The following is a 16,942-nucleotide window of genomic DNA, read 5'->3' on the forward strand; positions in this document are numbered from 1 at the left end:
TTCTCTCAAACCCTGTCTGTCTCCCCTGTCAGCACACCACCCAGCGAATTGGTGTGCAGCTTCACGATATCGACCTCGGCCACCTGTCCGATCAGGCTGTCGGGGCCTTCGACATGTACGGCCTGCAGATACGGGCTTTTGCCCGAAATCTGCCCCGGTTTGCGCCCACGGCCGGTAAACAGCACATCCACGCGCTGTCCCACGCTGGCCGCGTTGAAGGCGTCTTGCTGTTCACGCAGCAACGCCTGCAACCTCTGCAACCTCGCATCCTTCACGTCTTCGGGCACCTGCGCGCCGGCATTGGATGCCGGGGTTCCCGGACGGGGCGAGTATTTGAACGAATATGCCTGGGCAAAGCCGATGTCGCGGATCAGTTGCATTGTCTGTTCAAAATCCTCGTCGGTTTCGCCGGGATGGCCGACAATGAAATCCGACGACAGCGCAAGGTCGGGTCGCGCGGTGCGCAGGCGCGCCACAAGGTCGCGATATTCCTGTGCCGTGTGCCCCCGGTTCATCGCAGCAAGCACACGGTCCGACCCTGATTGCACCGGCAGGTGCAGGAACGGCATCAGGGCGGGCTGTTCACGATGGGCGGCAACCAGGCCGTCATCCATATCACGCGGATGCGACGTGGTATATCGGATGCGTTCGACCCCAACCTGACCTGCAAGTTCCGCCGTCAGCCGCGCCAGCCCCCATGTCGTCCCGTCCGGGCCATCACCGTGATAGGCATTGACGTTCTGGCCCAGCAGCGTGATTTCGCGCACGCCATGCGCCACCAGCCGCCGTGCCTCGTCCATGATTGCCGCCACGGGGCGGCTGGCCTCTGCGCCACGGGTATAGGGCACCACGCAGAAGGAGCAGAATTTATCACATCCTTCCTGAATCGTCAGGAACGCGGCCCCGCCAGCCGGTACCTCGCGTTCGGGGGGCAGGAAGTCGAATTTCTGTTCCACCGGGAAATCGGTTTCGATCACGGCCCCGGCGGCGCGGGCGGCGCGGGCCACCATTTCGGGCAGGCGATGATAGGTCTGTGGCCCCAGCACGATATCGACATAGGGCGCGCGCGCCAGGATTTCGCGTCCCTCGGCCTGCGCCACACACCCTGCGACGGCAAGGACGGTCTGCTGTCCGGCCTGTGCGCGGGCTTCTTTCACCAGACGCAGCCGCCCAAGTTCCGAGAAGACTTTTTCTGCGGCGCGATCACGGATATGGCAGGTATTGAGGATGATCATGTCGGCGCGATCCGGGGCGTCAACCGCCTCGTATCCCAATGGGCGCAGGACATCGGTCATCCGTTCGCTGTCATATACGTTCATCTGGCAGCCCCACGTAATGACATGCAATCCGCGTGCCTGCTTGCCGGAGCGCACGGTGGAGGCGCAGGGAAGGGGGGTCATATCATTCACGCAAACGGGTTCCTTGACATCGGGCGGGACAATCCCGCGAGGCGGCGCAAACACATCGTGTGTGTCGCGCGGATGGTCAAGACCCGAAACCACATGTCATAAAGGATAAAGGACCCATATCGTGACATTATCCCCCGATGGGATGACCGATTCAAAATATATCCTGTAATGCGATCATGGCGGATGACGCGGGGGTTTTGTCAAGGACAGTTTTGGCATCGCCCCGCCCGGCGCCCATGCCGACGCCACAGGCATCGCAGGGCCTGGGCGGGGATGGCACGGGGAAAAAGGGCCGGGAACTGGGCATCGGACGACATATCGCAAAATGTCATGCGATGCCGGTGCATGACCGGTGCATGTTGCCATCCCATCTTTATTATGGCGGGCGGCGTGTCGGTCGGGTGCGGACATATTCACCTTCTGACCATATTTATCCCTTAATCAGTCCTCTATGTGAGGTCGCCGGTGAAAATATGGGTTGGAATATGCGGTGCCGCAGTGCCAGACACCCCATGAGAGGGATTTTCCATTATCGCCATGCGCAGAGTTCGTGCTTAACATGCCCATGGCAGGTGGATGGATGACAGAAGTGCGAATGGGGACGACTTGACGTTTTTTCGTCACTTTCCGACGACATGGCATGCATTGCCCGTACCCGCTGAAAACGGGACATTTTCCAATAGACCACAGTGGTGGGCGCCTGCGCGGCTGCCTGCAATGGCGCTGTGCGTGGCTGCGCTTGCGGGGGGTGTTACGCCTGCGCGTGCGGCGGACCCGCAACCCTATGTCACGGTCATCCGTCCCACGGGGAATGCCGACCTTGATACCGCCGTGCATGCCTCTTCCGATCTGCTGGGACTGCAGAAGACACATACCGTCAGTCCTTTTGCCCTTGTGGGCCGGATTCACAATGATTACGCCCGCATCCGCAGCGCACTCGAAAGTTTCGGGTATTACGCGCCGACCATTGTGATCCAGGCGGCGATTGCGTCCAAGAACGGGGCCACCAACCCGCAGGACGGGCACGATCCTGACCTGCCTGAATGGATGCAGGCCATCCCGGCCAGCCAGAAGATGGAAATCACCGTTTCCATCACCAAGGGGCCACAGTTCCGGATCGGTTCCATCAGCATTGTCCCGGCAAAGGGCAAGCCACCTGTCAAGCTTGATGCCCACGAAACCGAATCCCTGGGCATCAGGACCGGCGATCCCGCGATCGCGGCCAATATCCTCAAGGCCGGTTCCCAGCTTCAGACGACCCTTGCCGAAGAGGGATATGCACTGGCCGATGTCAGCACGCCGCAGGCGTGGCTGCGGCCACAGACGCGTACGATCGACGTTGCCTTTACGGTGACGCGCGGGCCGGTTGTCAATCTTGGTGCCTTCAGTTTTGGCGGCCTGCGTCGCACCCATCCCGCCTATGTCGTGCGGCGCCTGACCATTGCCCCGGGGGAGTTGTACCAGCCTTCCCGCATTGAGGCGGCGCGTCAGGGCCTGTCATCAATGGGGGTATTTTCCGATGTGCAGGTCCATCATGATCAGCAACTGGCGTCCGACGGGACATTGCCGCTGGACTTCAGCTTTGCGGAATCGAAGCGGCATAGCGTGGGTGTCGAAGGGGGCTATTCCACCGACCTTGGCGGGCGTGCCGGTGTGTCGTGGACGCACCGCAACCTGTTTGGCAATGCCGAGCGCCTGCGCCTGACGGCACTGGCCACCGGGTTGGGCGGTTCGGCTGAACAGGGGTTGGGCTATGACCTGTATGCGGATCTGATGAAGCCTGATTTCGGGTCGCGTAACCAGAATCTCAGCGCCCGGATCGAGGGTATCCGCCAGCTTCTGTATTCCTATCGGCAGACTGCGATCCTGGCTCGCGCCGGGATCGTACGCCGCATCAGTTCCCACTGGAACGTCGCCTTTGGCGGTGAGGTGGAGCAAGAACGCATCGACCAGATGTCACAGACGCATAATTATTTCATCGTCTCCCTGCCGTTAAGCGCGACCTATGACGGAACGGGTGTGGATAATCCCATCACGCCTGCGACCCACGGCGTGCGTGTCAGCATGAATGTCACGCCTTCGGCATCGCTGGAGGATCGTACATCGTTCTTCATGATCATGCAGGCGACGGTTTCGACCTATTTCGACCTTGCGAATCTTGGCCTTGCGCGAAAGGGGCGCAGCGTGCTGGCCGTACGCGGGACGATCGGCAATGTGGAAGGGGCGTCCACCTATGCCATTCCCCCTGACCAGCGGCTTTATGCCGGTGGCAGTGCGACCGTGCGTGGATACCGTTATCAGGGGGTCGGGCCGCAGTTCGCCAACAGCCGCTATGCCATTGGCGGGACATCGATGGATGCGGGGTCTTTTGAATATCGGCAGCGTATCTTGCAGAAATTCGGCGCCGTTGGCTTCATCGACGCGGGGCAGGTTTCTGATGGCAGCACGCCGTTCAAGGGAACATTGCGTGCCGGGGCGGGGGCGGGGGCGCGTTATTATACGCCCATCGGTCCCGTGCGGCTGGATATTGCCGTTCCGCTAAACCGCCCGCGACGTGGCGATAAATGGGAACTGTATGTCGGGCTGGGGGAAACGTTCTGATGAACGAGACGCAAAATCCGGCCCGCCCTGCATTGTGGAAGACCCTGCTGAAGATTGGGGGACTTGTCCTTGGCGTTCCGCTGGGGCTGGTGCTGCTGGCGTTCATGCTGATCCTGGTGGGGGCGAACACGGGGATGGGCCGTCATGAGATCGAACGCCGCCTGCCCGGCCTTACCGGCGGCAGCGTTCGGATGACGGGACTGTCGGGGCGGTTTCCTGATTCATTGCGGATCGCGCATCTGGAACTCAACGATTACCGTGGCACATGGCTTGCGATTGACGATCTGGCGCTGGACTGGTCCCCCACACGGCTGCTGTTGCGTCGGGCCGTGGTGGACGACATTTCCATCGCACGCCTTTCCATCCCGCGCCTGAGCGAGGAAGACCCGGCGCATCCGTCGCCCCCGTCCAAGGACAGCAGTGACAACGTGCATATGAGCGTGGATATCCGCCATGCCCATATCGCCCGCATTGATGTGGGCGCGCCGCTTGCACGCCTGCCCGCGACCTTCAGCCTTGACGGGCATGCGCGTCTGGCGGATATCGCGCCGGTCCTCAATGGCATATCGGTTGCGACATTGCCGGCCGCTGACATCAACCTGCAGGTACAGCGCCTGGACCAGCCGGGGACAGTGTCGGTCCGCACGCAACTGGGGCGCGGGACGCTGGCGCTGGATGTCCATGCGCATGAGGAAAAGAACGGTTTCCTTGGCACATTAAGCGGCCTGCCGATGCTGGCGCCGCTCAACCTCGACATGCATGTCAGCGGCCCGCGTGACCAGAGCACGCTGGCGGTGGCCATACAGGCTGGTGCGGCGCAGGCGCATATCGACGGACGCGTCGGGCTGGTTCACCATGCGATGCAGTTGCGCGCCAGTCTGGAGGCCCCGGCCATGATGCTGGGACCGGATACCGGATGGCAGTCGATTGCGCTGCGAAGCGAGCTTGGCGGAACGATGGAGCGGCCCACCGGTCATGGCACCCTTGATATCGGGCAACTGAATCAGGGGGGGGCGGGCCTTAATACCCTGCATGCTGTCTTCAGCGGTCTGTCGGGGCGGAGCGCGAATGACGCCATAAATATACATGCTGATATCGACGGGTTGCGGATACCAGGTGCGCATCCCACCCTTTTCGCGGCGCAACCGGTGGCGATCGACGTGTCATGGCGGCCGGACGCGCAAGGTGCCCCCGCCGACATTACCGTGCATCATGACCTGTTGCAGGTGAATGGGCACATACGCACCACGGCCCCCCGTCAGGGCGACGTCACGCTTGACCTGCCGCGACTTGCCCCGTTTGCCGCGCTGGCCTCCACCCGGCTGGAGGGTAATACGTACCTGCATGCCAATTTTGACATCCCGGATGCACGGACGGCAGGACGGGTTGCGCTGGATGGTCAGGTGGCGATCACGGGGGGGCAGGCACAGGCTGTCGGCCTGATCGGCAGGGCGGGTCATGTGCAGCTCAGTGCAAGCATGCCCCCCGCCGATGGTTCACCGCGCATCGTGCATGTGCAGGACCTGAAGGTGGACGGGCAGACCCTGCACCTGGATGCAGGTGATGCCACCGTCACGCTGTCATCGCCCACGCAGGTGGACATGACGGCGCGACTGGAGCTTCTGGACCTGCAAAAGCTTGCCCCGTCGTTGCGTGGGCAGACCAGCGTGACGCTGACGGCAAAGGGGGCGGTCGATGACCTGACCGCGACCGTGCATGCGCAAACACAGATCGGGACACCACAGATTCAGCCCGGCCAGCTGATGACCGATCTGAATTTCCGTCACCTGCCCGCAGTGCGCGAAGGGGAGGCCACCATCAAGGGAACGCTGGATCGTGCACCGGTCGCCCTTGCCGCGTCGCTTGTAACGGGGACGGACGGGACACGGCATCTCCGCCTTGGGCAACTGTCATGGAAAAGCCTGTCGGGGCAGGCGGATATGGCCCTGCCGCATGGGCATATGGTGCCTTCGGGAACGATGGATATCCATATGACGCGGCTTGCCGACTGGCGTGACCTGCTGGGTCATGACATCACGGGACATGTTGCCGCCGGTATCCACACAACGGCGCGCATTGGCGCGACACCGCCTGTCGTGTCCCTCAACCTTGATGGCGCCATCGGTTCCCCGTGGGCGAATATCCGGCGGCTCCAGCTTGGCGGTACGATCCGTGACCCGGTGGATGCGCCCCATACGGATCTGGACCTGAAAATTGACGATGCCGATGTCAATGACATCCATGCCAATGCACATGTCACGGCCAGGGGTCCGCTGAATGCCCTGCTGGTCAGTGCGACATCACGCCTGTCCACACCGCAAGTGGGGCCAGCGGCGCTGGATACTGTGCTGCTGCTTGATATTGCGGGGCACAAGGCCACGGCCCGCACCCTGACGGCGGAGGCACGTGGCGAACGGTTGCAACTGCTTGCCCCCGCCACCGTCAGCTATGGCGCGGCGATGGGGGTGGAACATGTGCGTGCGACCCTGACACCGCCGCAGGGACAGGCCGCCAGTATCGATATTGCCGGATCGCTCCGGCCGGGGCTGGACCTCAAGGCGGACCTGACGCACATCACCCCCGCGCTTTTGCGGCCGCTGATGCCATCATTACGCGCCGAAGGGGATATTTCGGCCCAGGCGCGCCTGACCGGGACGTTGGCGCGGCCGGGGGGGCGGATCACAATTCGCGCGGATGGGCTGAAATATCATACGGATTACACATCCTCCCTCGCCGCAGCCAACCTTGATGCAACAGCCGTCCTGAACGGAACGGTGGCCCGTGTGGACGCCAGCCTGAACGCCGGAAAGCAGGTCAGCCTGAATGTGCAGGGGAACGCACCGACAGGTCTGAATGGTGCGCTGTCGCTGCATGCCGCGGGTTCAATCGACCTTGCGGCCGCGAATGCCTATCTTGGCGCACAGGCGCGGCAGGCTGGGGGCGTGGTGCGGATGAATGTGGATGTGCGCGGTACGCCAAAGGTTCCGCTTGTTTCCGGGACGCTCGACCTTGCGGATGGCACTTTCCACGATTATGCGCAGGGCGTGCAGCTTTCGGCGATCCGGGGCAGCGTGCTGGCCCAGGGAAACCGGCTGGTCATCCAGTCCCTCAGCGCCGGTGCGGGCAAGGGAACCATCACGGCTGCCGGGTCCTATGGGATATTCGAACCCGGACACCCGATCGACCTGACCGTCACCGCGCGCAATGCCCGGCCACTGGCCAGTGACCTTATCACCGCGACCCTTGATGCCAACCTGAACATCAAGGGACAGCTTGCATCACGCATCAATGCGGGGGGGGACATCACCCTTTCGCGGGTTGATGTGAATATTCCCGATTCACTGCCGACATCGGTTGCCCATCTCGACGTCATCCGTCCCGAAGACGCAGCGACCGTCGCGCAGCAGCCCACATCCCCGCTGGTCATCGGCCTTGACCTTGGCCTACGTTCGCCGGGACAGTTTTTTGTGCGTGGACACGGGCTGAATACCGAAATGCACGGTAATCTGCATCTGGGCGGGACCAGTGACACCCCCATCGTGACGGGGTCATTTTCCATGGCCAAGGGCACCTTCGCCCTGGGGGGGATTTCCCTTAATTTCAGCAAGGGCAAGGTCGGCTTTGACGGTATTGGTGTCACCCACGCCATCGACCCGAGCCTTGATTTCGTGGCGGAGCGCAGCACCAACGAAGGGACGGCACGCCTGAATGTCGGGGGATATGCCAGCGCGCCCAAGATCACGTTCTCTTCCACCCCGCCACTGTCACAGGACCAGATCCTTGCGATCCTGCTGTTCGGGACGGATTCACAATCCCTATCCCCGACACAGATGGCGGAAATCGCATCGGCCATCGCCACCATCAGTGGTGGCTCTGCCTTTGATCCGCTTGGTATCGTGCGCAAGACCCTGCATCTCGATCGCCTGCAGATGAGCAGTTCGTCCAATGGTTCGGGCGGCAATGATACCGGCAGCATCGAAGCCGGAAAATACGTCATGCGTGGTGTTTATGTCGGGGCAAAGCAGGCCACGTCCGGTTCCGGCACGCAGGCACAGGTCCAGGTGGACCTGACAAAACGTCTCAAGATCAACACAACGGTCGGGACAGGTGGGAATGTGACCGGCTTTACAACACCCGAAAATGATCCGGGCAGCAGCATCGGGCTTCTTTATCAGTTCAATTACTGAGAAAAATCCCACGACAGACCGGCGATAAGGCGACGATCATCCCCATGCCCTTTCCCCAGGATTGGCGCACGGTGCATCTGTTTGAAACAGGCTCGCTTATGCTTCGCAGGGTATGAAAAAGCCTGCCAGACGTGGGGTCTGGCAGGCGGGGAAGACGTGTCAGGGATGGGGAGGGAAGAGGGTCAGGCGGCCTTCATGACAGCGGTCAGCGTTTCCAGCACAATGGCGGGTTCCTTGCCTTCCAGCACCGCGACCTCTGCCACGAAACGTTCCTGCGCGGCTTCGAACAGCTTGCGCTCGCTGAAGCTGCCGTCGAGGCTGTCGACATTGCGACGCAGGTCACGCAGGACCTCTGCGATCTGGACCAGGTCGCCCGAATTGATCTTTTCCTGATACGCAACGGCACGACGTGCCCACATGCCACGGCTGACATGGGGCTTGCCCTTGATGATGGCCATGGCCTTGTCCACGATCTCGCGCGAGACGATCTTGCGCAGGCCGGACTTGCGGGCCTTGGACAGGGGGATGCGCAACGTCATCTGGTTGCCGGGGAACGAAATCTGGATCATTTCCAGTTTTGTGCCCGCGATTTCGTCAATGCCGATCCGGTCAACCCGCCCCACGCCATGCGCCGCATAGACGATGGCGTCACCTTCGCGGAACGGGTCTTCGTCCTTTTCCGGCTTGCTGCTCTTGGCTTCGGCGGCGGTCACTGCTGCGGCGGTCCGCGCCATCGCATCGGTCACACTGCCCTTCGGGGTCGTTCTGAACATGCTCATGACATGTCATATAACATAAATTTCCCCATATGTCTTGACCTGATCGAAAGCCATGGTAACGCCGCCGAATGTTTCAGTTCTGCACGCCCCGCACCGGGACCAGGGCGGGGGGGGCGGTCTGTCCACATGATTGCAGCAGGTCGATTTCGATGGTGCGCGCCATCGTGCGCATCGGCATGCCGTGCGGGGTGGAGGCAAATGGTTCCTGCAGGTCGCTGCCAATCTTGTCCAGCGCCACGAACAGCAGCCCCACCAGCGAGGACCCCAGCGGCGTGATCCAGCCCAGTGTCTGCACCATCGACAGCGGCAGGATGATGCAGAACACCGTCGCCACCAGTTTGGGCAGCACGGAAAACTGGATCGCCAGGGGCGTGTTGCGAATACGCTCCAGCCCGCCCTGCGCATTGCTCATGTCCGACAGAATCCGGTCGATCTGCCCATGTAGGGCGCCATCAATGCCCAATGCCCGCGCGCGCGCGTCAACACCCAGCCCGATCTGGAACAGGATCGCCGCCGGGATGTTGGCATGGCCGGCGATTCCGTTCTGCATCTCGGCGGGCAGGAGGCGCCTGATATCCTCCATCGTGTCGGTGCGCCCCAGCGCGCCGCGCAGTGCATGCGGATAGGCCGCCATCGCGCGCGCAAGATCAGGGCTGCCCTGCAGGATCGTCCCGACCTGCCGTGCGAAGGAGCGGCTGTTGTTGGTTACGGCCCCCCACAGGGTGCGTGCCTCCCACCAGCGGTTATAGGCGGTATTGTTGCGAAAGCTCATGAACAGGACCAGCGCGGAACCGATCAGCGAGATCGGCAGAGTCGGCTGTTCCATCCAGTCCTGATGATAGATCTGGAACATGACCACGACCACCACGTCCCACGCACCAAGCAGCACGAGGGACAGCAGGCTTTCGCGCATGAGTATCCATAATCCGATCCTGCGGTTCACGATCATCTGGATAATGTCCTGAAAATGATGGGGTCGATGAAAAAAGATCCGGTCCGTAAGGTCCGTACTGCATTACTGCACATACCATATCGGCGGAGGGGGGAATGCCCTGACCTCACGATTGCATAATTTGTAATACCCGCCACACACGGTAACACTGTCCCATCGACATTGACGCAGAGGGGGGCGGACATTCCTTATGCGTCTCTGTCACGCGTCATTTTATCATACCGTAAAAGGGTTTACAGATCATGGATGTCAGGGCAGCCGTTGCGTTCGAAGCCGGAAAACCTCTGGAAATCGAGACCGTACAACTCGAAGGCCCGCGCGAAGGTGAGGTCTTGGTGGAAATCAAGGCAACCGGCCTGTGCCATACCGACAAATACACCCTGTCCGGTGCCGATCCCGAAGGATTGTTCCCCGCGATCCTTGGCCATGAGGGCGCAGGCGTCGTGGTTGAGGTCGGGCCAGGTGTGCGCCACCTGAAGCCGGGCGACCATGTCATTCCGCTCTACACCCCTGAATGCCGGGAATGTAAATCGTGCCTGTCGCGCAAGACCAACCTGTGTACCGCCATCCGTACGACACAGGGCAAGGGCCTGATGCCCGACGGGACATCGCGCTTTTCATTCAAGGGACAGCCGATCCATCATTATATGGGGTGTTCGACATTTGCGAACTATACGGTGCTGCCTGAAATCGCGCTGGCGAAGATCCGTCCTGATGCTCCGTTCGACAAGGTGTTCTATATCGGTTGCGGTGTGACGACCGGTATCGGCGCGGTCCTGTTCACCGCCAAGGTGGAGGCCGGGGCGTCGGTCGTGGTGTTCGGGCTTGGCGGTATCGGTCTGAATGTCATTCAGGGTGCGAAGATGGTTGGGGCCGACCGGATCATTGGCGTGGACATCAACCCCGCGCGTGAAGCCATCGCCCGCAAATTCGGCATGACCGACTTCGTCAACCCCAACGACCTTGGCCCCAATGGGGACCTTGTCGGGCATCTGGTCGAACTGACCGGGGGGGGCGCGGATTATTCGTTCGAATGTATCGGCAATCCCACCCTTATGCGTCAGGCGCTGGAATGCGCGCACCGGGGATGGGGGGTGTCCACCATTATCGGCGTCGCGGGTGCGGGGCAGGAAATCAGCACGCGTCCGTTCCAGCTTGTGACCGGGCGGCGCTGGATCGGTTCGGCCTTTGGTGGGGCGCGCGGACGCACTGATGTGCCAAAGATCGTGGATTGGTACATGGAAAACCGCATCGACATTGATGATCTCATCACCCATCGCCTGCCGCTCGAACGGATTAACGAGGGGTTTGACATGATGGCGCGCGGCGAAAGCATCCGCACCGTGGTCGAATTCTGACCATGGATGCCACGACCCTGTCCGATCCCGGCAATGAACTGACGATCCGTGCAGAACATGCGTGTTGTGGTGGCCGGGTGGGATTCTACAGCCATGTATCCCATGCCCTGGGGCTTGAGGCGCGTTTCGCCGTGTTCATGCCCGATGGGGCCAGCATGGCACGGCGTGTGCCCGTCATTCATCTGCTGGCGGGCCTGACCTGCACCGAGGAGACGTTCCTTATCAAGTCCAACATCATCCGTTTCGCGGCGCGGCATGGCATCGCCCTTGTGGCAAGCGATACCTCCCCCCGCGGGGCAGGGGTCGCGGGGGAAGATGATGCCTATGACCTTGGTAGCGGTGCAGGATTCTACCTTGATGCGACGTGTCCGCCATGGAACGCGCATTATCGCATGGGTACCTATGTGGGCGAGGAACTGCCACACCTGACCGAGCGTCTGTTCGCGCTGGATGGGGCACGGCGCGGGATCATGGGGCATTCGATGGGCGGCCATGGCGCGTTGGTCCATGCCCTGCGCGCGCCGCAGCGGTGGAAATCCGTCTCTGCCTTTGCCCCGATTGTCCATCCAGCCATCGTGCCATGGGGGGAAAAGGCGTTTTCGACCTATCTTGGTTCCGATCGTACTACATGGGCGGCCCATGATGCGACATTGCTGCTGGAGGCAGGGCATACACACCCCACAACCATCCTGATCGACCAGGGGGAAGCAGACCAGTTCCTGCACGGGCAACTGCGCCCCGAACTGCTGCGCGATGCCGCAGCAATGGCAGGTCAGGCGCTAAGGCTGCGGCTGCACAAGGGGTATGACCATTCCTACTGGTTCATTCAGTCCTTTATCGAGGAGCATGTCAGCCATCATGCCGCCATCCTGGGCGGCGCGTGCACATGACCTGACGTAACGCAGCCAGCAGGGATGGCCCGTCGGGGTGTCAGGTGCCGATAAGATGCAGCACGATTTCACGCCGATGGGCCATGCGCCTGTGTTCAAACAAATACAGGCCCTGCCATGTGCCCAGTACGGGCCGCCCGTCCGCCACCGGTAACGAAAGCTGGGTATTGGTCAGCATGGTGCGCAGGTGGGCGGGCATGTCGTCCGGCCCTTCGTCATCATGGATGTAACGCGAGGGATCCTCGGGCACCAGGGCCTCGAAATATCGCGCGATATCCTCGCACACCGTGGGGTCGGCATTTTCCTGCACCGTCAGGCTTGCCGAAGTATGCCGACACCATAATGTCAGCAGGCCGGTCCTGATCCCCGTGGCCCCAACCCAGTCGAGCACCGGGCGTGTAATGGGCACCAGTCCCTTGCCCCGCGTCGTGGCATGCAGGGTATGCAGTTCCTGACGCATCATATACTCCTTATGATCCATTGAGGCGGTCATGCTGCCAACCGGCAGGAAGAGGAAAGTTTTTAGGGACTGTTTGAAAAGGCAGTCTCAATAACATACTGAAATTACAAAAAATTTTGGTGAAGCTTTTTCTAAAAAGCTTCAGAAGACGCCGCCTTTTTCGCTCAAAAGGCGGCACCCAAAAAAAATTCCCTGTTTTTTATCAATGATTTGTTTTCAAACACTCTCTTGGTCCGGGCCTGTCTGGTCATGCCCCATCGCGGGAACTTCCCCCGGCAATGGCCTGTCTGTTGGGGCAGGCCACAGCGTATCGGGATCTCTTGTGCATGGTTCGGCGTCCAGGAACACCGCAATGTGGTGGAATGGGGGGCAGATCATGCGCAGCCCCCAATGCACGATAATTCCCGACAGGCCTGAAAAATTATTTATATTTGATATGTTGGCGCCCTTCAGATGAACAGCGATGCCAGCAGCGTGAAAAGCAGGCCCAGTACAGCGATCAGGGTTTCCACGACCGACCATGTTCGGATGGTCTGTCCCACTGTAAGACCCAGATATTCCTTGATCTGCCAGAAACCCGCATCGTTGAGCGGACCAAGCGCCACCGAGCCAGCCCCCGTGACAATCACCATCAGTTCAGGTGACACGCCATGGGAATGCAACAGGATTGGCCCCACGATTCCCGAGGCCGTACTCATGGCCACGGTGGCGGACCCCGTGGCCACACGCACCACGACCGCCAACAGCCATGCCAGCACCAGCAACGGCACATGCGCGCCAAGTGCCAGTGTGGTGATGGCCGATGAAATCCCGCTATCGACCAGTTCACGGCCGAAACCGCCCCCTGCACCGACCAGCAGCATGATCAGGGCGGTGGGGGCAAGGCAGTCATTGGTGAATTTCAGGATCGTCGCACGTGAAAACCCGCGCGCCACCCCCAGCACGTAAAATGACAGCAGCGTCGCGATCAACAGCGCGATATCTGTATTGCCGATGAAATGCAGGAACGTATTGGTGCCGCCACCCGGCCGCGACACGAGATCCGCCACGGATCCCGCCAGCATCAGTATAACCGGGCACAGAATCGAAAAGACCGTGGTCATGAAGGGCGGCAGGTTGGCGGGTGCTTCATTATTGACGAACTGGCTGGCAAGCGCGGCCTCGTTCGTTGTGCCGATTCGGGGGGTGATGAACCGGGCATAGACAGGCCCGGCAAGTGCCGCGATGGGCGTGCCAATCACGGCACCCCACAGGATCGTGCGGCCCGTATCGGCATGATAGGCCGCCAGTGCCAGCAGGGTTGCCGGATGGGGCGGTACCATTGCATGCGTGACCGAAAGTGCCGCCCCCATCGGCAGCGCCACCATCAGCAGCGGCGTGCGTGTTCGCCGCGCAAGTGTGAAGGCCAGCGGGATAAGCAGGACGAACCCGACCTCGAAAAAGACCGGCAGTCCAACCAGAAGGCCAATGACCATCATGGCCCAACTGACGCGGCGTTCGCCCGCAATGCGGGTGATGGTCAGCGCGATCTGATCCGCACCGCCTGATTCCGCCAGCATCTTGCCCAGCATCGTACCCAGCGCGATGACGGTGGCGACATGGCCCAGGACCTTGCCCGCGCCTTCTTCGAACGAGGAAATGGCCTTTTGCGGCGGCATGCCCGCGCACAGCGCCAACAGCACCGATACGCTGAACAGCACGATGAACGGGTTGATCCGGCAACGCCCGATCAGCACGATCACGGCGAGTATGGCCATGACGGCAATGGTAACGGCAAGAAAAGGAGACATCATCACATCTGAAAATTATTATTATCGTGAGTGGCTTGACGCGGTTTGTATCACAATATGGCAGGGTGTGCGGGATTGCATGCGTGATGCAGGCATAACGTGGGGAATGTCCGGGGGGATGCGTGTTCGTGTGCATCCGTGTCGGGATGGTGACTGGAAAAATTAATCCTTTGCCATAAGCTGTCGGGACATGCCCGCCAGGGGATACCCACGTCGCGGCATTATTCGAGCAATGACAACAGTTGCAAATAACAAGACAGAATGAAAGCCACCGGCGCTTTCAGCATAAAAACCGGATAAGGAAACTGTCATGTCGTCACTTCAGCCCCCGGCACCAGCAACACGCGACGATGGGGCAGGATCATCGGAATTCCTGGCCCGTTCCGTGGGGGTCAGTCTGCTGGCGGCCCTTGCCGGGTTGATGTTCGGCCTTGATACCGGGGTGATCGCCGGGGCGCTGACATTTATTGGCGATGAATTCCATGCCTCCGCACAGATGCAGGAATGGATCGTCTCCTCCATGATGGCTGCCGCAGCCGTGGGGTCGATCATCGCGGGGAACCTGTCGTTCCGTTTCGGCCGGCGCAAGGCGCTGATGGGGGCGGCGATCCTGTTCCTGCTCGGGTCGATCACCTGTGCGCTTGCGCCGTCTGTCGTGGTGCTTGTCATCGGTCGCATCTTCCTCGGCCTTGCGGTCGGGATCGCGGCTTTCACCGCACCGCTCTATATTTCCGAGGTGGCGATGGAATCAGCGCGCGGGTCTCTGATCTCATGCTACCAGCTTATGATGACACTGGGTATTTTCCTTGCCTATGTGGTGGACAGTTTCCTGTCCTATGGCGGGCACTGGCGATGGATGCTGGGGCTGATGACGTTGCCGGCGGTGGTGTTTTGCATCGGATGCCTGTTCCTGCCCGACAGTCCGCGCTGGCTGATGATGCGTGGGGATACGCGCCATGCACGGCTTGTCATGCGCTATCTCCGCTCCAGCCCGCAGGAGGCGGATCGTGAAATTGACGATATCGCCAGCGAGCTGAAGAAAGAACACACAAACGTGTGGACCTTTTTTCGCACCAACCCAAATTTCCGCCGCTCCGTCGGGCTGGGCATGCTGTTGCAGGTGATGCAGCAACTGACGGGCATCAATGTGCTGATGTATTATGCGCCCAAGGTGTTTCAGGCCGCGCATTTCGGGGTTGCCGCCTCCACCTGGTCCACGGCGATCATCGGGCTGGTCAACATGGCGGCCACGGGGCTTGCGATCATGTTCATTGACCGTTGGGGGCGGCGGCCTCTGCTGTTGCTGAGTTGCGTTGTCATGACGCTGAGCATGGCGGTCGCGGGGGGGCTGGTCGCGATGGGGGCCTCGACCCTGCCGCAGGAAATCGGAATGGTGGCGGCATTGTTGCTGTTTGTCGCGGGGTTCGCCATGGGGGCGGGGCCGCTGGTATGGACGCTGTGTTCTGAAATACAGCCATTGCGGGGACGTGATTTCGGGATTGCATGTTCGACATTTACGAACTGGGCCGCCAACTGGCTGATCAGCAACACGTTCCTTTCGGTGCTCGAAGGGTTGGGAGAGGCACGGACCTTCTGGCTTTTTGCGCTGATGAACGCGATATTCATCGTCATTACCCTGGGCTTCGTGCCAGAAACCAAGGGCGTCTCCCTCGAAGCGATCGAAGATCACCTGATGCAGGGACGCAGGCTGCGTGACCTTGGCCGCTGATATGGCATGATCGGGGCGTTGTGCACCTTTGATGGAAGAAACATGATTATCCGGACTGACGAAACATTCGATATCGACACGCCCTCTGGCCGGATGCGCCTGCATGTCTTCCGCCCCATGGCGGAAGGGCGTTTTCCGGGCATCGTGCTGTTTTCCGAGATTTATCAGGTCACAGCCCCCATACGCAGGCTCGCGGCCATGGTGGCGGGACAGGGATATGTCGTCGCTGTGCCCGAGGTATATCACGAGTACGAACCCGCGGGCACGGTCCTGGCCTATGACAAGGTCGGCACGGATCGGGGCAATACCCTGAAATATGCCAAGCCCCTTGCGGCATATGACGATGATGCATGCGCGGCGGTCTCATGGCTGATGGAAGAATGTGCGGCCTGTTCAGGGCGTGTGGGCACACTTGGCGTATGTCTTGGCGGGCATCTTGCATTCCGGGCGGCGTTCGATCCGCGCGTGCGCGCGGCGGCATGTTTTTATGCCACCGATATCCATAGTGCTTCCCTTGGGGAGGGAAAGCATGATGATACGTTGGCGCGCCTGCCTGAGCTCCGCGGTGAGGTGATGATGGTGTGGGGACGTCAGGACCCGCATGTGCCATTCGCGGGACGGCAGTTGATCCGCGAACGGATGGAACAGGCGGGCACGCGTTATGAATGGCATGAATTCAATGCGCAGCATGCCTTCCTGCGTGACGAGGGGCCACGGTACGACGCGGCGCTCTTTTTACAATGTATGGATATGGCCGGGGCCTTGTTCCACCGTAACCTGACATGAG

General features: G+C 60.8%; 11 protein-coding genes. 6 read left to right on the forward strand and 5 right to left on the reverse strand.

All coding sequences use genetic code 11. The features are described 5' to 3' along the window. Positions 1–5: 5 nt before the first annotated feature. The gene (gene miaB, locus FYB92_RS08265) at positions 6–1,400 is read right to left on the reverse strand and encodes a tRNA (N6-isopentenyl adenosine(37)-C2)-methylthiotransferase MiaB (RefSeq protein ID WP_048858843.1); all 1,395 of its coding nucleotides are present in this window, start codon (positions 1,398–1,400) and stop codon (positions 6–8) included. Between the two features lie 726 nt (positions 1,401–2,126). Between miaB and FYB92_RS08270 the strand changes: the two genes are divergently transcribed. Continuing rightward, positions 2,127–4,010, forward strand: coding sequence for an autotransporter assembly complex family protein (locus FYB92_RS08270; protein WP_040511998.1), 1,884 nt, complete (start codon positions 2,127–2,129; stop codon positions 4,008–4,010). Continuing rightward, positions 4,010–8,197, forward strand: a complete 4,188-nt coding sequence (locus FYB92_RS08275) for a translocation/assembly module TamB domain-containing protein (protein WP_332828461.1) — start codon at positions 4,010–4,012, stop codon at positions 8,195–8,197. The genes FYB92_RS08270 and FYB92_RS08275 overlap by 1 nt, the downstream gene beginning before the upstream one ends. Before the next feature lie 182 nt (positions 8,198–8,379). On the opposite strand, the gene FYB92_RS08280 is transcribed toward FYB92_RS08275, so the two are convergent. Both FYB92_RS08280 and FYB92_RS08285 read right to left on the reverse strand, forming a co-directional pair. Further along, positions 8,380–8,976 carry a CarD family transcriptional regulator gene (locus tag FYB92_RS08280; RefSeq protein WP_040510844.1) on the reverse strand — a complete coding sequence of 199 codons (597 nt, stop codon included), beginning with the start codon at positions 8,974–8,976 and terminating at the stop codon, positions 8,380–8,382. Positions 8,977–9,049: 73 nt separating this feature from the next. Continuing rightward, positions 9,050–9,925: a bestrophin family protein gene (locus FYB92_RS08285; RefSeq protein WP_075632649.1), complete on the reverse strand. Its 876-nt coding sequence runs from the start codon at positions 9,923–9,925 to the stop codon at positions 9,050–9,052. Positions 9,926–10,170: 245 nt separating this feature from the next. Between FYB92_RS08285 and FYB92_RS08290 the strand changes: the two genes are divergently transcribed. Together FYB92_RS08290 and fghA are read left to right on the forward strand one after the other, a co-directional pair. Continuing rightward, positions 10,171–11,286 carry an S-(hydroxymethyl)glutathione dehydrogenase/class III alcohol dehydrogenase gene (locus FYB92_RS08290; protein WP_003620331.1) on the forward strand — a complete coding sequence of 372 codons (1,116 nt, stop codon included), beginning with the start codon at positions 10,171–10,173 and terminating at the stop codon, positions 11,284–11,286. 2 nt (positions 11,287–11,288) lie between these two features. Further along, on the forward strand, positions 11,289–12,176 hold the full coding sequence (gene fghA, locus FYB92_RS08295; protein WP_075624711.1) for an S-formylglutathione hydrolase: 888 nt from the start codon (positions 11,289–11,291) through the stop codon (positions 12,174–12,176). Between the two features lie 40 nt (positions 12,177–12,216). Here the strand turns inward: fghA and FYB92_RS08300 are convergent, their stop codons facing one another. Then, entirely contained in the window at positions 12,217–12,636 is a 420-nt protein-coding gene (locus tag FYB92_RS08300; protein WP_075632665.1) for a secondary thiamine-phosphate synthase enzyme YjbQ, read from the reverse strand. 449 nt (positions 12,637–13,085) lie between these two features. Then, positions 13,086–14,426: a gluconate:H+ symporter gene (locus FYB92_RS08305; RefSeq protein WP_003620326.1), complete on the reverse strand. Its 1,341-nt coding sequence runs from the start codon at positions 14,424–14,426 to the stop codon at positions 13,086–13,088. 310 nt (positions 14,427–14,736) lie between these two features. On the opposite strand from FYB92_RS08305, the gene FYB92_RS08310 reads away from it, so the two are divergent. Together FYB92_RS08310 and FYB92_RS08315 are read left to right on the forward strand one after the other, a co-directional pair. Further along, positions 14,737–16,155, forward strand: a complete 1,419-nt coding sequence (locus FYB92_RS08310; protein ID WP_003620324.1) for a sugar porter family MFS transporter — start codon at positions 14,737–14,739, stop codon at positions 16,153–16,155. Between the two features lie 42 nt (positions 16,156–16,197). Then, on the forward strand, positions 16,198–16,941 hold the full coding sequence (locus tag FYB92_RS08315; protein WP_040510841.1) for a dienelactone hydrolase family protein: 744 nt from the start codon (positions 16,198–16,200) through the stop codon (positions 16,939–16,941). Position 16,942: the final 1 nt, after the last annotated feature.

It is taken from the genome of Novacetimonas sp. GS1, assembly GCF_036686925.1.
Taxonomy (GTDB): domain Bacteria; phylum Pseudomonadota; class Alphaproteobacteria; order Acetobacterales; family Acetobacteraceae; genus Novacetimonas; species Novacetimonas hansenii.